A 23,834-nucleotide genomic window follows, 5' to 3' on the forward strand; every position below is an offset into this window, starting at 1 on the left:
TGAATACTGATATAGATACAGTAGACAATACCGTTGATCTTCTGCCAAGGTTTGTGCAGACGTCGGCAACGAAAGCAGGGTCCGATGGCCGCGAACGAGATATCCGACCCCGAGACCGTGGTAGGCCCCACGGCTGCCCTCCACTTCGGCGAACAACCCCTCGCGCAGACGGTGGCCGCGGCCGGGGTACTGCGCCGGATCGCCGGATTGCTGGTCTGCCTCGAACATCCCCACCCTTCGGTCGACACGATGATCGAACACCTCGAGCGGTGGGAACGGGACTTGGCCGCCGCGGCGCCCCCGGACTCCGCGCCCCGGGTGGGCTCGCAGGCGAGCGATACCCAGCGTGTCTACCTGGACCACGCCTTCGATATCGGCGCCTACAACCCCTGTTTCCCTGAATACCGTTTCGACCTGCTCGGCCCCGAGCGCGCATCCGGCCGAATCACGTTCCCGCTGGTGCACGAGGGCCCGCCCGGACTCGTGCACGGTGGCTTCCTCGGCGTGTTCTTCGACGCGGTGGTCCAGCACCAGAGCTGCGCGGCCGGCGTCACCGGGAAAACCCGGTCGATGACCATCGCCTACCGCCGGCCGACGCCGATCCTGGTGGAGTTGCGCTTCGAGATCGAACGTGTCGCGGACGAAACCGGGATCCGGTCGACGGCCCGGCTGCTACGCGAGGACACCCTGCTGTGCACGGCAGAGGTCGAAACCGGCGCGGCCTCCGCGGCGAAAATGGCCGGAACCCGGTTCGGCCACCGCCGCGTACGCGACTGATGCCCGGTACCACCTGCGAAGAGAAGAGGCCCATCGATGACCAGCTCCAGCGCCGCCGACGGCCGAGTCCACTACGACGCGGAGCCTGGTGGCCGGATCGCCACCATCACTCTCGACAACCCCGCGCGGCGCAATTCCTACAACGCGACCATGCGTGACGAGCTGGCCCGCCACCTCGACCGCGCGGCCGAAGACGACGACATCACCGTGGTGCTGTTGCGCGGCACCGAGGGCGTGTTCAGTACCGGCGCCGATATGAACAACGCCTACGGCTGGTACGGCGAGCGGACGGGCAGCGGCAACGGCAGACCGGCGAAAAGCCGCCCGAGCCAGCGTCGCCGACTGACCGTGGACCGCAAGTCTTTCGGCTTCTATCACCACCTCCTGGGCTATCCGAAGGTCACCGTGGGCGAAATCAGCGGTTACGCGCTCGGCGGCGGTTTCGAAATGGCGCTGATGACCGATATTTCGGTGATCGCCCGCGACACCGACATCGGGATGCCGGCCACCCGCTTCCTCGGACCGGCGCTCGGCAGCCTGCACATGTTCTTCCACCGGCTCGGCCCGGTACTCGCCCGGCGGATGCTGCTCACCGGCGACATAATCGAGGCGGGCGAGGTCGAACATCTCGGTGTATTCACCGAAACCTGCGATCCGGCCGCCGTCACCGCCCGCGCCCGCTACTGGGCCGAGAAAACGGCGAAAATGCCCGCCGACGGCGTGGTCATCGCCAAAGAGGCGTTCCGTCTGGTCGAACAGAGCCAGGCCTATCAGGGTGAGGAGGTCGCCGGCTATCTGCTCCACGCCTTCGGCACCAACCTCCAGTTCGCCGAGGGTGAGTTCAACTTCGTGAAAACTCGCGCCGAACACGGCACCCGAGAAGCATTCCGGCTGCGGGACGAGCACTTCCACGTCCCCGAACCCGATCTGCCCTGAGCTTCGCAGGCGCACGGCCACGGAACAGGAGCCGGGCTGTGCGCCGGGAGTTCGACGTTGCGTTGCGCGCCGCGTCGCCTACCGGTTCGCCGCGATGAGCCGGCCGACGTGGTCGAGGAGGCACTGTAGGCCGTATTCGAAGTTGTGTTCATCGGGTGCGCCCGATGTGCGGCCCTTCGACATGGCCTGGGAGAGCAGGGGTGTTTTCTCCGGGTCGACCTGGATCTCCTCGTAGTATGCGCGGGCCGAATCGCCTTGTTCCGAGTTCTTGTCGTAAAGCCGCTGGAGAACCACAGAACCCCGGATGTGCAGATTCACCGCTGAGTAGACGTCGAACGCCTGGTCGACGGATAATCCGGCCTCGACCAGGGCTGCCACTGCGCGTTCCATTCCACGGGCGCCGAGGCGGGCGGCGGGTGCGCTCAGCGACGAGCGGATGAGGACCAGATCGCACAGGATCGGGTTGCCGAGGAAGGCATAGCGCATGGTCCGGGCATGATGGGTGAGTGAATCACGCCAGTTGGCGGGATCGATGAACGGAGCGTCGAAGACGTGCCGGCTCAGCGCCCGGTCGGTCATGGCGTTGAGCAGGTCGTCCTTCTTGCGGAAATACCAGTAGATACTGGTGACCCCGACATCGAGATGCTTACCGAGCATCGGCATGCTCAACCCGTCGATCGATACCTGCTCGGCGAGTTCGAAGGCGCCGTCGATGATGTCCTCCGGATTCAGCGAGCCACGTTCACGCCGTCGGCGCTTCACACCGGTAGTTTTTCGGTTCACAGTGGGTCTCGTTTCTTCCGGAAGTGTCAGGCACCCACACCGCGCGCGGTGCCGTACACCGGATCACGCTTCTCGCTGAACGCGGCGAACGCTTCGATGACATCGGGGCAGGTCAGGTTGATTCGCTGCGCGTGACCTTCGTTGAGCAGGGCCTCGCGCATGGTGCGGTCGGCGCCGTCGTTGAGCAGTGATTTGGTTTGCGCGAGGGCGGTAGGCGGTCCGGCCGCCAAGCGGGCGGCCGCGTCGGCGACGAATTCGTCGATGGCGTCCTCGGGCTGTATCCAGGTGACCAGGCCGAGCGATCGGGCTTCTGCGGCGTCGATCGTATCGGCGAACATGGCGAGCCGTTTGGCCTGCTGGAGTCCGACCAGTTTGGGCAGCAGCCAGGAGCCGCCGCAATCCGGGGAAAGTGCGCGGCGGGTGAAGATCTGGCAGAACTTCGCATCCGGGGTGGCGACGACGAAATCGCAGCCGAGCGCCAGATTCCAGCCGGCGCCGACCGCGACCCCGCGCACCTTCGCGATTGTGGGCACCGGCAGCTCGTGCAACTGCAGCACCGCCTCGTTGATCGCGCGGATTTCCGTGGCCGGATCGGGGAATTCGTCCATCCCGGAGGCATCGGCGATATCGGCACCGGAGCAGAACGAACCGCCCGCGCCGGTGAGAACAACCGCACGGACCGCACCGCCGTAGGTGACATCACGGAGTTCGTCGCGCAGCGCCGACCACATTGCGCGGGTGATCGCGTTCTTACGATCCGGCCGGTTGAACGTCAGCGTTCGCACGGCCCCGTTCTGATGACTCAGCAGGGCGGGCTCATCGGTCACGATATCGTCCTTTCCATTACCGCCCCGTGGGGTACCGCGGGACCTGTCGCACCTCGATCGCGCAGTGCGGCGCGGGCGTCCGAGTTGTTGTGCTGCTCAGTGATTCAGGCGAGCACATCGAAGGTCACCGGGAGCGCATTCGGCGAACGGAAGGGCTGGCCGAAGATATGCGGATCACCGGAGTCGTGCAGTTCGAAGTCGGTGAGCCGGGTCAGCAGGCGATCCAGCGCGACCCGGGTTTCCATCCGGGCCAGGTGCAGGCCGAGGCAGGTATGGGCACCCGCGGCGAAACTGATATGCGGGATGCGGCGCCGGTGGATATCGAATTGCTCCGGGCGTTCCCACCGGTTCTCGTCCCGGTTGGCCGAACCCAGGCACAGATCCAGTACCGCGCCGCGGGGGATCGCGACGCCGTCCAGTTCGGTGTCCTCGGTGATATAACGCTGTACCAGGGTGAGCGGGGTTTCGTAGCGCAACCCCTCCTCGATCGCCGGCGCGAGCAAGCGGTGATCGGCCTGTACGGCGGCGAACTGTTCCGGATGTTTCAGCAGCAGATAGAGCAGATTGCCGGAGGATCGGTAGGTGGTTTCCAGGCCGGCCGGTAGTAGCAGTCGCAGGAACGAGTAGATCGCCTCGTCGGTGAGTTTCTCGCCGTCGATCTCCGCGGTCACCAGATCACTGATGATGTCGTCGGTGGGGGCGCTGCGGCGCTGTTCGATATGTCCGAGGAAATACTCCTGCAGCTCCTTCGACGCCTCGCGCGCGCGCCCCACATTCCCCGCGTAGCTGATGATCGATACCGCGGCCTTGCGGAAGAACGGCAGATCCTCCTCGGGCAGGCCGAGCAGGCGAGCGATGACCCGGGTGGGGAATTCGAAGGTGAAGTCGCGGATCAGGTCCGCGTGCCCACGCTCGGCGAATTCGTCGATGAGCGCATCGCAGATCGGCCGGACGATCTCGGGTTCCCAGGTGAGCAGCGATTGTGGTTTGAATGCCGCCGAGACGAGACCGCGGTGCGCTTTGTGCCCGGCACCGGTCATCGCGAGGATGGTCGGGCCCATGAACACGCCGATCGTGGAATCGTAGAGCGCCGTGCTGAAGACCTGGCCGTTGCGCAGGGCGGTGTTGACCGCATCGTAGGAGAACGCCGCATAGGTGTCGGTCGGCCGCAGCGACTCCGGGGTTCTGGAGTAGTCCATCACCGTGCCGTGCGAAACACCGGCCTCGGCGCGCCGGGCGGCGAAGTACGGGTAGGGGTCGCGCAGGTCGAGGGTATCCCCGGCCGGCGTCGATTCGTCCTGAACAGGGCTGTTCACAAGTCACCTCTAGCGGTCGTCGGGACCGTGCGAAATCCGCGATATCCGACTTACTGTAATACATACAGTAAACAGAATCATTCGCATCGGCAATGTTTGCAGATGTCGCGGTCTCCCGTATGGGCCCGGCCGGTCCCCGGAAACCGTCGTCGGCCGATGGGTTGCTGCACGCGGTATTCGGGGGAGTTGCTTACAGCTGAATCGGCGCTCCGGCCGATATCGACGCCACGAAGCCGCCGTCCACATGCACGTCCTGGCCGTTGATCCAGCGGGCCGCCGGCGAAGCCAGGAAGTCGATCACCGGGACGATATCGTCGACGGTCGCATGCCGCCCGAGTGTCGCTTTGACCGTATCGAGGACCTCTTTGCCCATGCTGGTCTCGAAATCGGTGAGGATCGGGGTCTCGGTCGGCCCCGGGCTCACCGTGTTGATCCGGACCCCGTACTTCTGCCACGCGGCCGGTGCCAGGCGTTTGGCGTAAATGATTGCGGCCTGCTTCGAGGTGCTGTACACCGGATAGGCCGGATCCTGGGCGTCCTGCCAGTTCCGTACTGTTTCGAGATCGGTCGCGTCGAGCAGGTCCGCGAGCTCATCGGTTCGTTGTTGCCAGCCCAGTGCGGCGACCGACGCCACAGTGACGATCGCGCCGCCCTCGCGCAGGCGTGGGAGCATCCCCTCGGTCATCAGGCGCATGCCGAAGTAGTTCACCGCGAGCACATCATGGACCGGGGCAGTGCCGGGTACGCCGGCGATGTAGGCCAGGGCGTCCCACCCCGAGCCGATGCGCTCCAGTAGTCCATCGATGGCCGCAGCATCACGCAGATCGCATTGCTCGTGCCGGGCGGCGGGGGTGTCGCTGCGGCGCAGGTCCACCGCGAGGACGAAATCGCCCTGTTCGTGGTAATGCGCGGCGGTTGCTGCGCCGATTCCCGACCCGGCGCCGATGACCACGATCCTGCGTTGTTCAGAGGACATGACTACCACTGCTCCATCGCCCGGTACGAGTTATTGAATGCTTGACAGTAAGCCTGACTATAAATCACTCTGGGGGGCGGCACAACGCGCCGGACCGGTCACTGGGCGGCGGGTTCGACCAGGAGTAGAACGAAGATACGGAACGGAAGAACCGCATATGAGCATGCCGATCGTCGATGATGCCGCGAAGGTACTTGCGGAGCCGGCCGCCTACACCGACGAGGCGCGGTTGCACACCGCACTCAGCTCGCTCCGGGCGAATGCCCCGGTCTCGCTGGTGGACGTACCGTCCTACAAACCGTTCTGGGCGATCACCAAGCACGCCGATGTCATGGCCGTCGAGCGGGCGAACCGGGTGTTCACGAACTGGCCGCGGCCGGTGCTGATGCCCGCCGCCTCCGACGAGATGCAGGCGGCGGTCGGTATCCGGACGCTGATCCATATGGACGACCCGCAACACCGGATCGTGCGGGCGATCGCCGCGGACTGGTTCGGCCCGAAGTCCATGCGCGCGATGGGAGAACGCATCGACCAGCTCGCGGTGCGCTATGTCGACAAGATGCGTGATACAGGTGGTGAATGCGATTTCGTTCAGGAGGTCGCGGTCAATTACCCGCTGTACGTGATCATGTCGCTGCTCGGCGTTCCCGAATCCGATTTCCCGCTGATGCTGAAACTCACCCAGGAACTGCTCGGCAGCGACGACGACGAGTACAAGCGCGGATCGGCCGACGATTCGATGAACGCACTCGCCGAAATGTTCGCGTACTTCAAGGCATTGACCGATTCTCGGCGCGCGAACCCTACCGACGATCTCGCGTCGGCCATCGCCAACGCGACCATCGACGGTGAGCCGCTGTCCGATATCGACACCATGTCCTACTACGCGATCATCGCCACCGCCGGGCACGACACCACCAGTGGGACCATTTCAGGGGGAATGCGTGCGCTGCTCGAGCATCCCGAACAGCGCGCAGCGCTGCGTGCCGACCTCGGGCTGATGCCGCAGGCCACGGAGGAGATGATCCGCTGGGTCACGCCGGTGAAGTCGTTCATGCGCACCGCCGCCGAGGACACCGAGGTCAACGGTGTGCCGATCGCGGCGGGGGACTCACTGCTGTTGTCCTACGTCTCGGCGAACCGCGACGAAGAAGTCTTCGACGATCCCTTCCGGTTCGATATCCGCCGCGAACCCAACAAGCATGTGGCATTCGGGTTCGGCATCCATTTCTGCCTCGGCGCCGCGCTGGCCCGGATGGAGATCGGCAAATTCTTCGCCGAACTGCTGCCACGGCTGGAATCGGCCGAACTGGCCGGTGAGCCCGAATTGATCGCGACGACATTCGTCGGCGGGCTCAAACACCTGCCGATCCGCTACACGCTCGCCTGAAAGCCGAATGGTCAGCGACCCCGGAATTCCGGGTCGCGGCGCTCCCGGAATGCGGCCAGGCCCTCCTTGAAATCCGCGGTACGGCAGGCGAGTTCGAGAGTCAGTAGTTCGTGGGTCAAGGCCTGGGACAGGCTCGCGTCCAGGTTGTCGTGGACGGCCTGTTTGCTCAGACCCAATGCCACCGTGGGTGCGGCGGCGAGCCGGTTCACCAGCTCCGCGCTGTGCCGGTCGAGGTCGCCGGGGTCTACGGCCTCGTGGATCAGCCCCCAGCCGGCGGCTTCGCTGCCGCCGACCTTCTCGCCGAGTAGCAGCATGCGTTTGGCGCGGGCGAGGCCCACGAGCCGGGGTAGCAGCCAGGTCGAACCGGTATCCGGGCTGAAGCCACGGCTCAGGAACGGTTCCCAGAACATCGCGTCGCGCGCGGCGACGGTGAAGTCGGCGGCCAAGGCGAGATTGCATCCCATGCCGGCCGCCCATCCGCGCACTGTGCACACCACGGGGAGGTGGATGGTGTGCACGAGTTCGATCAACCGGTTGGCGGTATGGGGGATGCGGCGTACCAGGTCGCCGGTGCGGGGGCGGCGGCCGTCGTTGTTGGTGGCCACCCAGTCCACTCCGGCGCAGAAGTCCGCACCGGCGCCCCGAATATGCACTACCCGCAGGCTTTCGTCGGTGGCCGCAGTGGTGAGTGCGTCGATCAGTTCCGTGGCCATTGCCGGCGTCAACGCATTACGCCGGGCCGGCCGGTCGATGGTCAGCCGCAGTACCGGACCGTCCTGGTCGCGGTGGACCGCTCCCTCGGAAGGGGGGTTCTGGCTTTTGTCGCTCACTGCTCTCCCGCATTTCGTGGGTGTGCGCTCGGTGCATCGGCGATACCGTTGAACATACCGTAAGTACCTCGAAAGGTGTCGGTGGATCGTGTCGACGGTGCGCCGGATCCCGGCTCGGGCGGCAGCTTGGTCTCGTCATCTCTTCGGTAAACCTTGCACCAAGACGTACTGATAGCTATACAGTAGACACAACCATTCGGTGTGCGACAGGTCGCGCGGCAGTGGAGGTGTCACGCCTACGGACCCGCCCGCCGTCGGTTCGATTGCTACCAAGGAGGCGTCCGTGGGCGCTATTGATCTCATCGGCGGTCCGGTGCTGTTGCCGGCTCTCGGATCCGGAGGTTCGGGGTGACGGAATGGAGTATCGGACCCGTATTCGACGCGGTCGCGGCCGCGGCGCCGGACCGCACGATGACCATCTGCGGCGGCCGTAGGACAACTTTCGGCGAAACCGCACTGCTGACCCGGCGGTTCGCCGACTTCCTCGCCTCCCGCGGGCTCGGTGCACATACTCCGCGTGAGCAGTTGGAGCGCTGGGAATGCGGCCAGGACCGGGTGGCGCTCATCATGCGCAACGACCGGTACCTCGACGTGATGATCGGCTGTATGAAGGCACGTACGGTGCCGGTGAATATCAACTACCACTACACCGAGCACGAAATAGCCGACCTGCTCGCCTATATCCGGCCGAGGGCGATTGTCTTCCACCGCTCGTTCGGGCCCGTGGTCGCCGCCGCCGCGCCCGAGGGGGTGGACCTCCTCGTTTCGGTGGACGACGGCAGCGAGATCGACGAGCAGCCCGGCGCGGTGCGGTTCGAGGAGGCGGTGGCCGCCGGCGCCGCGGACCGAGTGATCGAGACCTCCCCGGACGATCTGGTGATGCTGTGCACCGGCGGGACTACCGGACGCCCGAAGGGCGTGCTGTGGCGGCAGAGCGATATGTACGTTTCGTCGATGAACGGCGCCGATCACGAATCATTGGCACCACTGGCGCAACTCGTCGCGGCGACCGGGTACGTATGGTTCGCGGTCTCACCGCTGTCGCATGCCGCCGGTATCTGGACATCGTTCGCCGGTCTGCTCGCGGGGCAGACGATTCTGCTCTACGACGACCGGATGAAGTTCGACGCCCACACCGCGCTGACGGCCGCGCAGCAGGAACGGGCCGCGCTGATGACTATCGTCGGCGACGCCTACGCGGGGCCGCTGGTACGGGAACTGCGGGCGCGGCGCTATGTACTCGATTCGCTCATGGCAATCGGAACAGGCGGTGCCGCAACCAATCCGAAGCACCGGCACGAACTACTCGAACTGCTTCCGCACGCCACCGTGGTCGAAGGATACGGCTCCTCGGAGACCGGCGGGATGGGCTACGGCCGCAGTAGCAAGGGGGCGGAGGTCGACACCTTCGCACCGATGCCCGGCGGGACCGCGGTCTCGCCGGACCGCAGCCGCTTCCTCGAGCCCGGGGATACCGAGATCGGGTGGGCGGCGCGCACCGGCCGCGTCCCGCTCGGCTACTTCGACGCCCCGGAAGCGACCGAACGTACTTTCCCGGTGATCGATGGGCAGCGCCTGGCGATCCCCGGCGACCGGGCCGCGGTCGCCCGCGACGGGAGCCTGCGTCTGCTCGGCCGGGATTCGCTGGTGGTCAACACCGGCGGCGAGAAGGTATTCGTCGAAGAGATCGAGGAAGTCCTGCGTGCCCACGCCGGTGTGCACGACGCACTCGTCGTCGGGCGGCAGAGCCCGCGGTGGGGACAGGAAGTCGTAGCCCTGGTGTGTATCACCGACGGCCTGGAGATCACCGATCTGGTCCTGCGGGAAGCCTGCCGGCTGCGCCTGGCCGGCTTCAAAGTGCCCAAGGAGATCATCTTCGTCACCGAGATCAGACGGCTCGGCAACGGCAAACCGGATTACCGCTGGGCGAAGCAACGCGTAACTGTGGACGCCGCGGCAGAAAACGAGGTCCGATAGTATGCGCAAGGTTATCGATTGCCTGGTCAATGTGCATTTCGGTGAGCAGGAGCAGCCCGCCTGGATGCTGAAGGTCCGGGACGACTACTTCAAAGGCCCGAAATCGCTGTACGAGCAGGTGGAACTCGGTGCGCTGCTCGAGGAGATGGACGAACAGGGCGTCGAGAAAGCCGTCCTGATGTATTCGATGAAGAAGCCGTCGGCCACCGCACGGAAATTCGCTGAGGCCCATCCGGACCGTTTCGGTCTTGCGCTCAATGGTGTGGATCTATTGCATCCGGTTCCCGCGCTGCGGGAGCTCGAGGCGCTGGCGAAGGACCTTCCGGTCGCCTACACCACCATGGGGCCCAGCTTCTGGGGCGACGGCCGATATCCGCCCACCGATGCGGTCTATTACCCGCTGTACTACAAATGTGCGGAGATGGACCTGCCGCTGTGCATGAACACAGGGCTGCCCGGCCCGCCGATTCCCGGTGAGGTGCAGAACCCGATTTACCTCGATCGCGTGTGCTATCGCTTCCCCGAATTGCGTCTGTGCATGATCCACGGGGCCGACCCCTGGTGGGATATCGCGATCCGGCTGCTCATGAAATACCGGAATCTGCGGCTGATGACCTCGGCCTGGTCGCCGAAACGCCTGCCCGACAGCCTGCTTCATTTCATGCGGACCCGAGGTAAGGACAAAGTGATCTTCGGTTCCGACTGGCCGGTGCTCACCATGCGCCGGGTGGTCCCGGAAGCGACGGCTCTCGAACTCCCCGGCGACGTCCTCGACAACTACCTCTACAACAACGCGCAGGACTTCTTTTTCAGCGACGGATCCGCCGACGACTGAGCCGTTCAGAAAGAAGTGCACGCCGCGCCAGACCAAGGAGTACGCAGAATGGATCGCTACGAATTGCGCCGGCAGGACTACAGCCTTTCCGAGGACCAGTCCGAATTACAGGCCGCCTATGCGAAATTCTTCAAGACCCGCTGTCCGCTGGAAGTCGCGCGGGCTGCCGAGCCCACCGGTTTCGACAAGAACCTGTGGGAGCAGCTGTGCGGTACCGGCGCGACCACGATGGCGCTGCCCGAATCCGCGGGCGGTGACGGTGCGACGCTGGTCGATCTGACCCTCGTCGCGGAGGAACTCGGCCGCGTCGTCGCTCCGGTCCCGTGGATCGACCACGTGTGTGCGACCCGGTTGCTGGCGCGGTTGGGTGCGCTGGATACCGACGGTGACGCCGGAATCGTGGAGGGCCGGGAACTGGTCGCGCTGGAACCCAGGATCGGGGCGAGGGCCGGTGCCCGGCTCATCCCGGCCGGCGCCGTCGCCGACCATATCGTGATCCGCGAGGGCGACGAGATCGTGCGGCTGAGTTTCGATACCCGCCCGGCCGGCGTCGAGAATATCGGCCGGCTGCCGATGGCGTGGATCGATCCGGCCGCGGCCGACCGGCGGACGGTGCTGGCCGCCGGCGCCGAGGCGGTCGCCCACCACGACCGGGCACTCGACGAATGGCGGGTGCTGACCGCGGCGGTGCTGGTGGGCCTGGTCGAGGAAACGCTGCGTATTGCCGCGGAATTCGCCACCACGCGGTACACGATGGGCGTCCCGATCTCGACACTGCAGGGTATTTCGCATCCGCTGGCCAATATCGCCATCACCGTGCAGGCAGGGCGTAACCTCGCCCGGCGCGCATCCTGGTTCCTCGAATTCGAGCCCGATGTCCAACCCGGTCTGGCCTCGGCGGCATTCGTGTACATGGCCGAAGAGGCACCCCGGGCCGCCACCATGGCGGTTCATGTGCAGGGCGGGCTCGGTGTCGCGGCGGAGTCGGCCGCCAGCGCTTACCTGCTCCGCGCGAAGGGGTGGCCGCTGGCAGCGGGCGATGCCGCCGCGAGCGCGGTACGTACCGCCGAACTCCACGCCGCGGCCCAGAGCTAGAACGGAGTACTTCGATGGATTTCTCAGTCGTCGAACTGACCGACGAGGACGAGGCCTTCCGCGACCGTGCACAGGCCTTCCTCGACACCCATGTGACCGACGAGGTCCGGCGCCGGGACCGCGAGACCGGCGACAACTTCGACGAAGGTGTCCACCTGGCGCTGGGCGCGGGGGGCTGGCTGGCGGCAGAACTGAACAAATCGAGTGAGGGCGGGCTCGGCCGGTTGCGGCGCCGCATCTGGGATCTGGAGAAGCGGCGCGCCCGGGTGCCCTGGGTGACCTGGGGTACCACCGCGATCGTGCTCGGCTCGGTCCGCGACTACGGTTCGCCCGAGCTTCAGGAAGAGGTCCTGCCGCGGGTGGCCAGTGGCGAGGTGCGGTTGTGCTTGGGGTATACCGAACCCGAAGGCGGATCCGATGTCGCGACCTGTAAGACACGGGCGGTACGCGACGGGGATCAGTGGGTGATCAACGGTTCGAAGATGTTCACCACCGGTGCACACAACTGCCAGTACGTCTTCCTGATCACCAATACCGACCCGGAAGCCCGGAAGCACAAGAGCCTCACCATGTTCCTGGTTCCGCTCGACACTCCCGGTATCGAGATCCAGGGCATCCGTACCGTCGACGGCGACCGGACCAATATCGTCTACTACAGCGACGTACGCGTTGACGACAAGTACCGCCTCGGCGAGGTGAACGAGGGCTGGTCGGTGCTGATGGGCCCGCTCAATACCGAACACGGGGTGGTCGACGCGGCGGGCGACGGCCTGCAGGATGTGTCGATCATGACCCACCAGGGCGCCATGATGGCGGTATCGGTCGACCGTATTGCCGCGCTGGCTGCGCGACCGCGTCCGGATGGGAGTCGGCTGCTCGACGATTCCTCCGTGGCATACCGGCTGGGGCGCAGTATCGCCCGGATGGAGGCAGCGCTGTCCGCACCGCATATGTTCGGCCGGGTCGCCATCGCGCAGGCGATGCGCGATATCTCACCGGATCTGATGGACCTGCTGGGCCCGGCCGCGGCACTGCCGGTGGAGACCGAGGGCGCCGCCGACGACGGGGGAGCGGAATACATCTACCGCTGGGCCCCGCTGTGCGGTATCTACGGCGGCACCCTCGAAGTGTTCCGCAACATGATCGCCCAGCACGTACTCGGACTGGGCAAGCCGAACTACTCGTTGCCGGCCGAGCCGAAAGTTGCCTGACGTTCTATCGGACATCGGAGGTGCCACGTGAAGGTTCCCTTCACCTGGAAGGTCACCGGCTGGTTCATGGTCGGCTGGTCGGCCGAGTTCCCGCTCGGCGAGGTGCGGCCCCTGCGCTACTTCGGCGAAGACCTCGTGGCCTACCGGGACGAGGCCGGCGACCTGCATATCCTCACCGGTCACTGTCGGCACCTCGGCGCGCATATAGGCCACGGCGGCAAGGTGGTCGGCGACTGTGTCGAATGCCCGTTCCACGGCTGGCGGTGGGGTCCGGACGGGCGCAACCGCAAGATACCCGGGGAGGACCGCGTCAACCGCGGCCTACGGTTGCGGGTCTACCCGGTGAACGAGCAGAACGGTTGCGTCTTCATGTGGCACCATCCCGACGGGAAGGAACCGCACTGGGAGATGCCGGATATCCTCCGGATGTTCCCCGAATTCGGCAGCGCCCCGGACAGCTACTACCGGCCCTACCCCGAATTCTCCCGCAAAACCGAACAGGAACCGGTGCATCCGCAGGTCGTTCTGGAGAACGGGCCGGACAGCCTGCATTTCGAATACGTCCACGGCGCCACCGTGACCCCGCAGATGCTGGACTACAGCGCCGAGGGCCACACCTGGTCGTTCCTGACCGGCTGGCCCGACGCGCGCAGCGACGATCCGGACGAGATGGCGCTGAAGATTCACGCCCAGATGTTCGGCCTGGGCGGCTCGATCAGTGCATTCGAGGGGGCGTCCGACCACCGCCTCATCTTCGCGACCACACCGGTCGACGACGAATGCTCGGACCTGTTCTACTCGATCTGGTGGCCCAGGAAACCGGGCGACGAATCCGATGTGCCGCCACCCGAGGTCCGGGAGCGAGTGGAGCGGCAGTTCCTGGTGACGGTATGGGAGGACCTGAGTATTTGGCGGTACCAGAAGTACGTCGAACACCCGCCGCTTTCTCCCAAAGATGCGAAACCGTATCTGTCGCTGCGTAAGTGGGCGCAGCAGTTCTACGACGTTCCGGCCGTGGACGCCGGAGCCCCGGCATGAACCCGGGCCGTGACCGCGGAGCCGATCATGGGTGAGCGGACGCTGCGCGATCTGGTGGACCCGGCCCGCACCGCACTGATTACCCAGGAATGCCAGGGCGCGGTGGTCGGACCCGATGCGGGCCTGGCCGCGCTCGCCGACGAAGCGCGCCGGGCGGCCCTACCCAATATCGCCGCGCTGCTGCCGGCCGCCCGCGCCGCGGGGGTTCACGTGGTGCACTGCCTGGTCACGCGCCGGGCCGATGGCCTGGGCTCGAACCACAATGCGAAACTGTTCGCCCTCGGCCGCCGCGGGGTCGCGGTGACCCCGGGCAGTCCCGGCGCGCAGCTGCTCCCCGAATTCGGGCCCGCCCCCGCCGATCTGGTGCTCACCCGCAGCCACGGCCTCGGGCCCATGGGCGGCACCGACCTCGACGCGGTTTTGCGCAACCTCGGTGTCTCCACAATCGTCGCCGTGGGCGTCTCACTGAACGTGGCCATCCCGAACCTCGTCATGGATGCGGTGAACGCGGCCTACGAGGTGGTCCTGCCCCGGGACGCGGTGGCCGGGGTGCCGGCGGAATACGGCGCGGCGGTAATCGACAACACCCTGTCGCTACTGGCCGCGGTGACTACGACCAGGGAACTGCTGGATATCTGGAAGGCATGACCACCGAACGGACCCGGCGACGTCAGGTGCCGGGCGGGTCCTGCGTCGCGGTGCCGAGATCGCCGGCTGGTTGTGTCGCACCGGCGCGGCACGCGCGGAGCAGCTCGACGCTTCCTTCGGCTGCCCAGCCCAGTGCCATGCCCGCCGTTACCGACACCACGGTGACCCAGATGCCGCTGAATCCGAAGCCTAGGATGAGCAGTGCGGCAACAACCGTCGTACCGAGGACCGTGTAGGCCGTATCACGGAAGAACTTTCGTAACCCCGGCACAGCGGCTCCCTCTCGTCTGTACGAACCGCCATACTATCCGACGCGACTGTGCCGGGCGCTTTCTCGAGTTGCCGTCCACGGCTCGCCACCTCCGCCGAGCAAACGCTGGCCGGATATGGTCGAGCGGATCATCACGCCGGTCCGGCCGCGCCGTGTCCGGACGGCAGGTTCCGGTCACAGAATGGCCCCGGCGTCCTTGGCCGTGATGATCTCGTCCCAATTCAGACCCAGTTCCAGCAGGATGGTTTCGGTGTGCTCGCCGTAGGCGGGGGCCCGGGTCGGCGCGGCGGGGGTCTCGTCGAACTGGACCGGGGCAGACACGGTCCGGAAGTCGTGGCCGGCGTCGTCGCGCAGGGACATCAGGTAGCCGTTCGCCGCGGCCTGGGGGTCGTCGAGAACCTCTTGCGGGCTGGCGATCGGCGACCAGACGCCCGGCTCGTCCGCCAGGACCTGCTGCCACTCGGCAAGGTCGCGTTCGGCGAAGATCTTGCGTAGTTCGATGGTGGCGGCTTCCTGGTTGAGTACGAGGTTCGCCAGCGGAACGAATCGTTCGTCGGTTCCGAGGTCGGGCCGGCCGATCCGGTCGCAGAACCCCTTCCAGTAGCGGTCGGTCTGCAGGAACATCAGCTGGACCCAGCGGTTGTCGCGGGTGCGATACCGGTTCACCGCGGGATTCGGGGCCGACCCTGCCCGGCCTGCCGGGATGCGGTCGATCCCGTAGTAGTCGGCCGCCGAAATATCGGGGGCCACGGCCCACATGCCCTGGGCGAGCAGCGAACTGTCCACCAGCGGTGCGTGCCCGGTGCGTTCACGGTGGAACAGCGCCGCCGTAACACCGCCGGCCAGGGTGATACCGCCCTGGAGATCGCCGAACGCCGGGGTCTGGGTGACGGGATACTCGGCGTCCGCCGGGCTCAGCGCGTAGGCGACGCCGGCGCGGGCGAGGTAGCTGGCCGCGTCGAAGCCACCGCGGTCCTTGTCCGGACCACGGCTGCCGTGGCCGCTGCCCCGGGCGATGATCAGGCGAGGATTCACTTCACGCAGGCGGTCCACCGTGAGACCGGCACGTTCGAGCGGTCCCGGCAACCAGTTGGTGAGGAAGACATCGGCCTGCGCGAGCAGCTTTCCCAGGATCTCCCGGCCCAGTTCCGATTTGATATCCACGCCGATACTGCGCTTGCCGTGATTGCCGATTTCCATCATGAAACTGGTCTGCACCGGGGAAGCATCGACGGTCAGCCCGCCGACAACCAGATTCCGGCACGGGTCGCCGCCACGGGTGTCCTCGATCTTGATCACGTCGGCACCCCAATCCGCCAACGCCGCACCCGCACTGGGCACATAGGTCCACGAGGCCAGTTCGACCACCCTGACGCCGTTGAGCAGGCCGGTCATCGGTGCTCCCTTCCCGAACGATCACCTATCTTGAAGTACTATACGGTAATCATTACAGTTGAAAGCTCGGGATTGGATTTCCGGATACCGCTACACCGCGAGTGTGGCTCGAGCAGAGGGTGAAAGATATGGCCGAACCCGTCATTGTCGGCGCCGTCCGGACAGCCATCGGGCGATCGTTCAAGGGCGCGCTGGCAAACGTGCCGACCGAAACTATCGCGACCACCGTGCTACCGGAAGTGGTCCGCCGAGCTGGCCTGGACCCCGCAGCGGTCGACGATGTGATACTCGCCGAATTGAACTATGGCGGTGGCGACCTGGCCCGGCACGCCGCCGTGGCCTGCGGGATGGAAACCGTCCCGGGGCAGGCGGTCAACCGGCACTGCGCGGGCAGTCTCACCGCGATCGCCAACGCCTCCGCGCATATCCGCTCCGATATGGAGCGGGTGCTCGTCGCGGGCGGTGTGCAGTCGCTGTCCACCGCCCCCTTGATGAAGTGGCGGGTACCGGATTCGGGACCGGAGATGGAGTTCATCGAACCCTGGATGCCGCCATCGCATCCGGAAACACCCGACGCCCCGACCATGGATATGTCGGTCACGGTGGGCTGGAACACCGCGAAAGCGGTCGGCATCGGCCGGGCGGAGATGGACGCGTGGGCATTGCGGTCACATCAACGCGCCTGTGACGCCATCGAAGCCGGGAAATTCTTGGACGAGATCGTGCCGTTGAAGGTCACCCGGGCCGACGGTACGGTGATCGACTTCGTCGTGGACGAACACCCGCGCCGCGACACCACGCTGGAGCGCCTGGCCGCGCTGCCGGTGCTGCATCCCGAGATCGAAGGTTTCTCGATCACCGCCGGGAACAGCAGCGGGATCAACGATGCCGGTGCCGCGGTGGCGCTGGTCGGCGACGACTATGCCGCCGCCGAGGGGCTCGAGGTGATGGCGACCGTGCGGGCCTGGGCCAACGTCGGTGTAGCGCCGCGCGATACCGGTCTGGGCGCGGTGAAGGTGATCGGCAAAGTGCTGGAGCGGGCGGGCCTCGGCGTGGCGGATATCGCGCTGTGGGAGATCAACGAAGCCTTCGCGTCGACGCCGATCGCGGCCTGCCGGGAATACGGAATGGACGAGGAGCGGGTCAATTTCTCCGGCAGCGGATGCAGTCTCGGGCACCCGATCTCGGCCAGCGGTGCCCGCATGGTGACCACGCTGGTCCACGAGTTGCGCCGCCGTGGCGGCGGTATCGGTGTCGCCGCGATGTGCGCGGGTGGCGGTATGGGCGGCGCCCTGGTGCTCGAGGTCTGACCCGCTGCCGAAACAGCGGAAACCGCTGGTCTACTTGGCAGCTGCGCGCGTACGAGGCTTACTGGTCTTCGTGGCCGTCGAGCGTGTCGTGCGCCGCGCCGGTGCAGGCTTCGCCTCCTTGGGCTCGGCTTTCTGGTGCAGCCGGGAAGCGTGGTCGAGGATGGAATCGAGCCCGTACTCGAAGTTCCGGTCGTCCGGTGCGCCGGAGTGGTACCCCTTGGCGGCGGCCTGTGCCAGCAGCGGAGTGGTTTCCGGATCGATGATCACGTTCTCGTAGTAGGCGGTGGATTCGGGGCTGAGTGCGCGGTTCTTGTCCGAGAGGCGTTGCAGCACAACGAAACCGTGCACATGCAATTGGACACGGGAATACGTCTCCACCGCATGTTCCAGGGAGAAGCCCGCCTCGACGAGGCTGGCGATCACCCGCTCTGTCTGTTTGCCGCCGAGCCGCGCTGCCTTCTCGCTCAGGGCCGACCTGATCAGGATCAAATCGCACAGGATGGGGTTGCCGAGGAAGGTCTGCCGCATGGTCTGTGCGTGCTTACGCAGCGTTTCGCGCCAGTCCTCGGCTTCGACGAAGGGCGTTTCGAATGCGTACTGCCGTAGCGCCCGGTCCGTCATGGCATTGAGCAGCTCTTCCTTTTTGCGGAAGTACCAATAGATGCTCGTGACACCGACGCCCAGATGTTTGCCGAGCAGCGGCATACTGAGATTGTCGATCGAAATCTCTTCGGCGAGTTCGAATGCGCCCGCGACGATATCCTCCGGGTTGAGAGAGCCACGTTCGCGTCTCGGGCGCTTCGCCGCGGTGCCCTGCTTCGCCATCTCGAACCCACTTCCTCGCTGGTGTGATATCGGCAAGGCGTATTGCGGGGTGAGCCAAAGCTAGCCGGCCATGAAGCCTCCGCGGTGCACTACTTTGCCGAAACTGACACTGTTGACGTTACCACAGGGTATTCTGTCGTACCTTCCGCAGCCGCGGGGTGATCGGACTGTACGGCTGGGCACGGCGCCGTGGCGAAGAAGCCCGGGGGATATCGGCCGAATCGACGCAGCCCGCGGTCTCGCGTATCGGGAACCCCAGGCAGTACTTTCTTTGCCTAAGGAATATGGTGGCCTGATGGACGGCGCGATTTCTGTGGGCGATGGTATTTTCCGCATTCCGGTTCCGATCACAGGTAATCCACTCGGGAATACTCTGATCTACGTGCTGGAGTCACCGGGTGGGATCGTGCTCATCGACGCCGGTTGGTACGACGACAATGCGTGGGACGGCCTCACTGCGGGGTTGGCGGCGATCGGCCATTCGGTCAGCGATGTCGAAGGTGTCGTTCTCACGCACTTCCATCCGGATCACAGCGGTCTGTGCGGACGTGTCCGGGAGGCCTCGGGTGCGTGGATCGCGATGCACGAAGACGACCACGAACTGTTCGCCGGAATGACCGCCGACCGGGATGAGACCTGGATGGCGGCTCAGAAGCAGAACCTGGCCCAGGCGGGTGCTCCGCTCGCCGACGTGGCGGCATACGAGCTCGCCGTGAACGAAGAAACCCGGGTGAGCCGTGATTCGGCACCGGACCGGACCCTTGCCGACGACGAGCGGATCGCGCTCGCCGGTCGCGAGCTGCGGGCGATCCACACCCCCGGCCATACCCCCGGCCACGTGTGCTTCTACCTGGAGGACGCCGACGTGATGTTCACCGGCGACCATATTCTCCAGAAGACGACGCCGCATGTCGGTAGTTTCGTCTACCCACTCGAAGAGCGTGACGCGCTGGCCGAGTTCACCGACTCGTTGCGGCGAGTGCAATCGATGAATGTCACTCGCGGGCTCGGCGCCCACGGGCTCGCCCTCGACGACGTGGGTGGACGCGCTGCCTTCCTGATCAAGCATCACGAAGAGCGCCTGGATCACCTGTACAGCGCTTTCGGCGACGATCGGATCACCGTGTGGGAGGTCGCGGAGCGGATGAAATGGTACAAGCCGTGGGCAGAGATCTCACCGCTCGGAAAGAACATGGCCTTGTCCGAAGCGGCCGCGCACCTGCGGCACCTCGTGGCGCGCGACCTCGTCGTTCGGCTACCCGGGGGAGAACCGGCACGCTTCGCCCGTAAGTAAGGGGCTACCTCATCGGCCGGCGGTGTCAGGCCGGGATGGTCTCGACAACGAGTGATGTTCCGGTCGCTTGCCGTACCTGATCCACGCTCACCCCGGGCGCGGTTTCGCGCAGGATCACCTGTCCGCCGGCAATATCGAGGACGGCGAGGTCGGTGATCACCCGGTGCACGACGGCTTGTCCGGTGAGTGGCAGGGTGCAGGTGTCGACGATCTTCGGGGAGCCGTCGCGGGTGGTGTGTTCCATCAGCACGATGACGCGACGGGCGCCGTGGACGAGATCCATCGCGCCGCCCATACCCTTGACCATCGCGCCGGGCACCATCCAGTTGGCCAGGTCGCCGCTTCGCGAGACCTGCATACCGCCCAGGACTGCGGTGTCGATATGACCGCCGCGGATCATGCCGAAAGACAGCGCGGAGTCGAAGAACGCGGCACCGGGTTCGACGGTGACCGTTTCCTTTCCGGCGTTGATGAGGTCGGCATCGACCGCGTCGTCAGTGGGGTAGGGGCCGGTGCCGAGGATGCCGTTCTCGCTGTGCAAGACGACCTTCACGCCGTCGGGTAGGTGGTTGGGGATCAGGGTGGGCAGGCCGATCCCCAGGTTGACGTACTCGCCGGGGACGAGTTCGCGGGCCGCGCGGGCGGCCATTTCGGTGCGCGTCCAGCTCATCGGGTGGCCTCCTGCCGTACGGTGCGCTTCTCGATTCGTTTGTTCTGCGGCCCGGTGTCCACGATGCGCTGGACGAACACTCCGGGCAGATGCACGTGGGCGGGATCCAGTTCGCCGGGGGCGACGAGTTCCTCGACCTGGGCGATGGTCACCCGCCCGGCCATCGCGGCCAGCGGATTGAAGTTCAGGGCCGTTTTCTCGAACACCAGGTTGCCGTCGGTATCGCCGACGGCGGCGTGGACGAGGGCGTAATCGGCGACGATGCTCTCCTCGAGGACGAAGCGGCGGCCGCCGAACACCCGCACCTCTTTCGGCGGTGACGCGACGGCCACCGACCCGTCCGGCGCATACCGCCACGGGAGGCCGCCCTCGCTGATCGGTGTCCCGACCCCGGCCGGTGTGTAGAACGCGGGGATACCGGCGCCACCGGCGCGTAGTCGCTCGGCGAGCGTGCCCTGGGGAAGCAGTTCGACTTCGAGTTCGCCGCCGAGGTACTGCCGGGCGAACTCCTTGTTCTCACCCACATAGGAGGCGGTCACCCGGGCGATCCGTCCGGCGGACAGCAGAATCCCCAGCCCGTAATCGTCGACCCCGCAATTGTTGGAGAACACCTCGAAGCCGGTGGCCTCCCCCGCGGCGATGGCCGCGATCAAGGCGTCCGGGACACCACACAGCCCGAATCCGCCGACCGCCAGAGTCGCTCCCGAACCGATATCGGCCACGGCAGCGGCGGCGGTGTCCACCACTTTCGGTTCCATTTCAGCTCGCCTCTCGTCTTGTGTGTTCACTCAGCAAACATTGACACCCGGGTTCGCCAACGAGAACATTCATCCCTTTGAGCTGGCAAGTGTTCGCTCTGCTTAAAGCCGAAATTGCTCATAGAGTGAACAGTGCGATAAGCAGCGTCCATTCAGTGAACGTACGATGGAACGATGAGCGCAGAGTCGAACCCCTCGGTCCTCGGGCGCGCGGCAGCCCTGCTGCGCGCGGTTGCCGCTGAAGGTGAGCAGGGAGTGACCACCAGCGATCTGGCGCGCCGGACCGGCTTGGCGCGGCCCACAGTCCACCGGTTGCTCGCCGCCCTTGCCGAGGAGGGCTTCCTGGATCGCGACGCCGGATCGGGGCGATGGCTCCTCGGCCCGGAACTGTTCCTCATGGGCTCCCTCGCCGCCGAGCGCTACGACATCGGCGAGGCGGCGCGGCCCGTGCTGCGGGAACTCGCCCGGGAGACCGGCGAGAGTGCGTTCCTCTCCGCCCGCCGCGGTGACGAGACGGTATGCCTGGCCGGTGAGGAAGGCAGTTTCCCGCTCCGCTCCCATGTGCTGTACCCCGGTATCCGCTTCCCCCTCGGTGTCGCCTCGGCGGGGCTGGTGATCCTGGCGCACCTGCCCGATCGAGAGGTCGCCGACTATCTAGCCCGTACCGACCTGAGTACAGACTGGGGCGCCACACATGCGCGCCCGGAGGTCACCCGACGCATCACCGCCACCCGTGAGTCCGGTTGGTGTGTGAATCCGGGCCTGCTCGTCGAGGGCAGCTGGGGCATGGGGGCGGCGGTCTTCGACCAGCGCGACGAACCCCGATGGGCGCTCAGTCTCACCGGAGTCGAGAGCCGCTTCCGCGCAGACCGCCGCGGCGAGCTGGGGGGTCTGCTACTCCGCCATGCGCACAGCCTCTCCCGGGAGTTACGCCGGCGCCCGCCGCACCGCACACACTGAATCCGGGCCCGGCTCGACCGGTGCCGCCGAACTGCTGCGCGGTCATCTATGACAGCCGTCCTCGTCAATGAGCGGGCACCGATACGCAGACCATGGTGGTGTCCTCGAGAGCTTCCACGATGCCGGGTGTCTGCTCCGGAACGTGCACGAATTCACCTGCGCGAACCGTCATTGCGTCGCTCCCGTCACCCAGCCGTAGCGCTACGCGGAGCACCACCCAGACCTCCGCGTAGCCGGCCGGCAGGTCGGCACGCGCGCCCGCCTGGAAGAACGCCGAGTAGGCGCTCATCGGCCCGCCGGCCTCTTTGCCGAGACCAGGAGCGATGCGGATCCGGTCGCCGAAGGGGACGGCATCGTCACCGATCACCGAGCTGAACTTGCGGGCCCGAGAAGGAGTTCCGGCCATGGTGAAGCCTTTCTTGCTGCGAGCCCGCGCGGGGCCAGAGGTCGAACCATTGCGACGTCGGCCATTGTCCGTCGATATCGCGACGCCGAAGCGGAACGGGCAGGCCGAGTCGTGTGGTTTCACCTGTGCGCCCGAGTGTGCGTTACCATCGAAATTAGGGTGACCTAATTATCGGAAGGCGGCGCAGTGGAGTCGATCAAGGCGGGGATCTGGCAGCGATCACGGGGCCGCCGGCTGTTATCGCTCGAATTGTCCGTCGGGGGGATCGATGCACTTACGCCGGGGTTCACTCGCGTCGTCCTCGAAGGGGCGGCTCTGGACGAATATCGCGACCCGCACCCGGCCGACGCATTCAAACTCATGCTGCCACCTGCGCGGAGTTCCGCGGTGGCGACACCGACGCGCAGCGAATCCGGGCTTCCGGAATGGCCCGCCGATACCGTGCAACCGGTACTTCGTGCTTTCACCGTTCGCGGATTCGACCCGGCGGCACGCCGGTTGACCATGGACGTGGCCCGGCATGATCACGGCGTGGGAATCGACTGGCTCGCCGCCGCGCGCCCCGGCGACCCGGTATCGCTGTCCGGAATGCGACCCGAATGGGCGGTCGGCGCCGGAATCTGCGACCATGTGTTGATCGGCGACGGCACCGCCCTCCCTGCCCTCTCCGCCATCCTCGACAGTCTCGATCCGGATGATGCCGTATCGGCATACATCTCTACCCCGGATCCCGCCGATATCGAACTCGTTCCGGCGCATCCGAATCTGACGCTGCACCACCTCGCCGATATCACCCGAATTCTCGATCACACCCCCGCCTCGATAGCCGGCGGTCGCCGAACCCAGGTCTGGATTGCTGCCGAGGCCGCCCAGGTTCGCGATCTCCGCGCGCATGCCGTCGCTGTATGGGGCATCGATCGCTCCGATCTCCTTGCCCGGGCCTACTGGAAACGCGGCGTCACCAGTACCGAGAACGATTCCGTGAACCTGATCGCCTACCGGCATGCCGCCACCGCCGGTGCCGATATCCGCGATCCGGAGTTGGCCGAGTCCATCGACCTGGGCGCCGACCCGGGTGACCTACCGGTCTCACTCGTAACAGCAACCGCCACATGATCGGCAGTCGGGTGCGTCCGGTCGTCGGGACTGCGGCTCCCCTCGTGCCTCGGACGCAACGGGCGGACCGGGAGAACGAGCAGATCGGTGAGTTCGCCGATAATCCGGCGCCTGGATTCGACACCGGCGGGAAGCGGTTGGATCGACCACTTCGAGAGACGGTCGAGCGGATCTTCTACGACCGGCCGCC

At 66.0% G+C, this 23,834-nt stretch carries 24 protein-coding genes; 13 read left to right on the forward strand and 11 right to left on the reverse strand.

Translation table 11 applies throughout. The features are described from left to right. Positions 1–84 precede the first annotated feature (84 nt). Both ON22_RS32885 and ON22_RS32890 read left to right on the forward strand, forming a co-directional pair. Positions 85–777: a hotdog family protein gene (locus ON22_RS32885; RefSeq protein WP_051158391.1), complete on the forward strand. Its 693-nt coding sequence runs from the start codon at positions 85–87 to the stop codon at positions 775–777. Between the two features lie 36 nt (positions 778–813). Next, positions 814–1,713: an enoyl-CoA hydratase/isomerase family protein gene (locus ON22_RS32890; RefSeq protein ID WP_033241922.1), complete on the forward strand. Its 900-nt coding sequence runs from the start codon at positions 814–816 to the stop codon at positions 1,711–1,713. 78 nt (positions 1,714–1,791) lie between these two features. Here the strand turns inward: ON22_RS32890 and ON22_RS32895 are convergent, their stop codons facing one another. The 4 genes from ON22_RS32895 to ON22_RS32910 all read right to left on the reverse strand — a co-directional run bounded on the left by ON22_RS32895 (position 1,792) and on the right by ON22_RS32910 (position 5,615). Next, positions 1,792–2,496 (reverse strand): TetR/AcrR family transcriptional regulator, encoded by a 705-nt coding sequence (locus ON22_RS32895; RefSeq protein ID WP_081596016.1) that lies wholly within the window; start codon positions 2,494–2,496, stop codon positions 1,792–1,794. Between the two features lie 26 nt (positions 2,497–2,522). Beyond that, a complete protein-coding gene (locus ON22_RS32900) occupies positions 2,523–3,323 on the reverse strand; it encodes an enoyl-CoA hydratase/isomerase family protein (RefSeq protein WP_051158392.1) in 801 nt (266 codons plus the stop codon). A gap of 104 nt (positions 3,324–3,427) precedes the next feature. Beyond that, entirely contained in the window at positions 3,428–4,639 is a 1,212-nt protein-coding gene (locus ON22_RS32905) for a cytochrome P450 (protein WP_033241924.1), read from the reverse strand. 190 nt (positions 4,640–4,829) lie between these two features. After that, the gene (locus ON22_RS32910; protein ID WP_033241925.1) at positions 4,830–5,615 is read right to left on the reverse strand and encodes a coniferyl-alcohol dehydrogenase; all 786 of its coding nucleotides are present in this window, start codon (positions 5,613–5,615) and stop codon (positions 4,830–4,832) included. A gap of 157 nt (positions 5,616–5,772) precedes the next feature. Here ON22_RS32910 and ON22_RS32915 point away from each other — a divergent pair, with 157 nt between their 5' ends. After that, entirely contained in the window at positions 5,773–7,005 is a 1,233-nt protein-coding gene (locus tag ON22_RS32915; RefSeq protein ID WP_033241926.1) for a cytochrome P450, read from the forward strand. A gap of 11 nt (positions 7,006–7,016) precedes the next feature. Here ON22_RS32915 and ON22_RS32920 read toward each other — a convergent pair whose 3' ends face one another. After that, complete coding sequence (locus tag ON22_RS32920; protein ID WP_033241927.1) at positions 7,017–7,835, reverse strand: enoyl-CoA hydratase/isomerase family protein; 819 nt, start codon at positions 7,833–7,835, stop codon at positions 7,017–7,019. Between the two features lie 348 nt (positions 7,836–8,183). Here ON22_RS32920 and ON22_RS32925 point away from each other — a divergent pair, with 348 nt between their 5' ends. Genes ON22_RS32925 through ON22_RS32950 form a run of 6 tightly spaced genes read left to right on the forward strand, consistent with a single transcriptional unit; the run spans position 8,184 to position 14,639 of the window. Further along, entirely contained in the window at positions 8,184–9,812 is a 1,629-nt protein-coding gene (locus tag ON22_RS32925; protein WP_033241928.1) for an acyl-CoA synthetase, read from the forward strand. Position 9,813: 1 nt separating this feature from the next. Further along, the gene (locus ON22_RS32930) at positions 9,814–10,647 is read left to right on the forward strand and encodes an amidohydrolase family protein (protein WP_033241929.1); all 834 of its coding nucleotides are present in this window, start codon (positions 9,814–9,816) and stop codon (positions 10,645–10,647) included. Positions 10,648–10,695: 48 nt separating this feature from the next. Further along, positions 10,696–11,742, forward strand: coding sequence for an acyl-CoA dehydrogenase family protein (locus tag ON22_RS32935; protein WP_033241930.1), 1,047 nt, complete (start codon positions 10,696–10,698; stop codon positions 11,740–11,742). A 14-nt stretch (positions 11,743–11,756) separates the two neighbouring features. Then, entirely contained in the window at positions 11,757–12,953 is a 1,197-nt protein-coding gene (locus ON22_RS32940) for an acyl-CoA dehydrogenase family protein (protein ID WP_033241931.1), read from the forward strand. Positions 12,954–12,980: 27 nt separating this feature from the next. Next, positions 12,981–13,991 carry an aromatic ring-hydroxylating oxygenase subunit alpha gene (locus ON22_RS32945; RefSeq protein ID WP_033241932.1) on the forward strand — a complete coding sequence of 337 codons (1,011 nt, stop codon included), beginning with the start codon at positions 12,981–12,983 and terminating at the stop codon, positions 13,989–13,991. A gap of 27 nt (positions 13,992–14,018) precedes the next feature. Beyond that, positions 14,019–14,639: a cysteine hydrolase family protein gene (locus tag ON22_RS32950; protein ID WP_033242446.1), complete on the forward strand. Its 621-nt coding sequence runs from the start codon at positions 14,019–14,021 to the stop codon at positions 14,637–14,639. 22 nt (positions 14,640–14,661) lie between these two features. Here ON22_RS32950 and ON22_RS32955 read toward each other — a convergent pair whose 3' ends face one another. Both ON22_RS32955 and ON22_RS32960 read right to left on the reverse strand, forming a co-directional pair. Continuing rightward, a complete protein-coding gene (locus ON22_RS32955; RefSeq protein WP_033241933.1) occupies positions 14,662–14,910 on the reverse strand; it encodes a hypothetical protein in 249 nt (82 codons plus the stop codon). Positions 14,911–15,084: 174 nt separating this feature from the next. Continuing rightward, complete coding sequence (locus ON22_RS32960; RefSeq protein ID WP_033241934.1) at positions 15,085–16,305, reverse strand: CaiB/BaiF CoA transferase family protein; 1,221 nt, start codon at positions 16,303–16,305, stop codon at positions 15,085–15,087. A 128-nt stretch (positions 16,306–16,433) separates the two neighbouring features. Here ON22_RS32960 and ON22_RS32965 point away from each other — a divergent pair, with 128 nt between their 5' ends. Next, on the forward strand, positions 16,434–17,615 hold the full coding sequence (locus ON22_RS32965; RefSeq protein WP_033242447.1) for a thiolase family protein: 1,182 nt from the start codon (positions 16,434–16,436) through the stop codon (positions 17,613–17,615). Positions 17,616–17,645: 30 nt separating this feature from the next. Here the strand turns inward: ON22_RS32965 and ON22_RS32970 are convergent, their stop codons facing one another. Further along, positions 17,646–18,440: a TetR/AcrR family transcriptional regulator gene (locus tag ON22_RS32970; RefSeq protein WP_033241935.1), complete on the reverse strand. Its 795-nt coding sequence runs from the start codon at positions 18,438–18,440 to the stop codon at positions 17,646–17,648. A gap of 295 nt (positions 18,441–18,735) precedes the next feature. Here ON22_RS32970 and ON22_RS32975 point away from each other — a divergent pair, with 295 nt between their 5' ends. Next, a complete protein-coding gene (locus ON22_RS32975) occupies positions 18,736–19,734 on the forward strand; it encodes an MBL fold metallo-hydrolase (RefSeq protein WP_033241936.1) in 999 nt (332 codons plus the stop codon). Between the two features lie 25 nt (positions 19,735–19,759). On the opposite strand, the gene ON22_RS32980 is transcribed toward ON22_RS32975, so the two are convergent. Both ON22_RS32980 and ON22_RS32985 read right to left on the reverse strand, forming a co-directional pair. Then, on the reverse strand, positions 19,760–20,404 hold the full coding sequence (locus ON22_RS32980) for a 3-oxoacid CoA-transferase subunit B (protein ID WP_033241937.1): 645 nt from the start codon (positions 20,402–20,404) through the stop codon (positions 19,760–19,762). Continuing rightward, positions 20,401–21,162, reverse strand: coding sequence for a CoA transferase subunit A (locus tag ON22_RS32985; protein ID WP_033241938.1), 762 nt, complete (start codon positions 21,160–21,162; stop codon positions 20,401–20,403). The genes ON22_RS32980 and ON22_RS32985 overlap by 4 nt, the downstream gene beginning before the upstream one ends. A gap of 174 nt (positions 21,163–21,336) precedes the next feature. On the opposite strand from ON22_RS32985, the gene ON22_RS32990 reads away from it, so the two are divergent. Then, complete coding sequence (locus ON22_RS32990; RefSeq protein WP_033241939.1) at positions 21,337–22,122, forward strand: IclR family transcriptional regulator; 786 nt, start codon at positions 21,337–21,339, stop codon at positions 22,120–22,122. A gap of 64 nt (positions 22,123–22,186) precedes the next feature. Here the strand turns inward: ON22_RS32990 and ON22_RS32995 are convergent, their stop codons facing one another. Next, on the reverse strand, positions 22,187–22,528 hold the full coding sequence (locus tag ON22_RS32995) for a cupin (RefSeq protein WP_033241940.1): 342 nt from the start codon (positions 22,526–22,528) through the stop codon (positions 22,187–22,189). 186 nt (positions 22,529–22,714) lie between these two features. On the opposite strand from ON22_RS32995, the gene ON22_RS33000 reads away from it, so the two are divergent. After that, positions 22,715–23,644 carry a siderophore-interacting protein gene (locus tag ON22_RS33000; protein WP_033241941.1) on the forward strand — a complete coding sequence of 310 codons (930 nt, stop codon included), beginning with the start codon at positions 22,715–22,717 and terminating at the stop codon, positions 23,642–23,644. The last annotated feature ends 190 nt before the right edge of the window (positions 23,645–23,834 follow it).

It is taken from the genome of Nocardia carnea NBRC 14403 (assembly GCF_000308515.1).
Taxonomy (GTDB): domain Bacteria; phylum Actinomycetota; class Actinomycetes; order Mycobacteriales; family Mycobacteriaceae; genus Nocardia; species Nocardia carnea.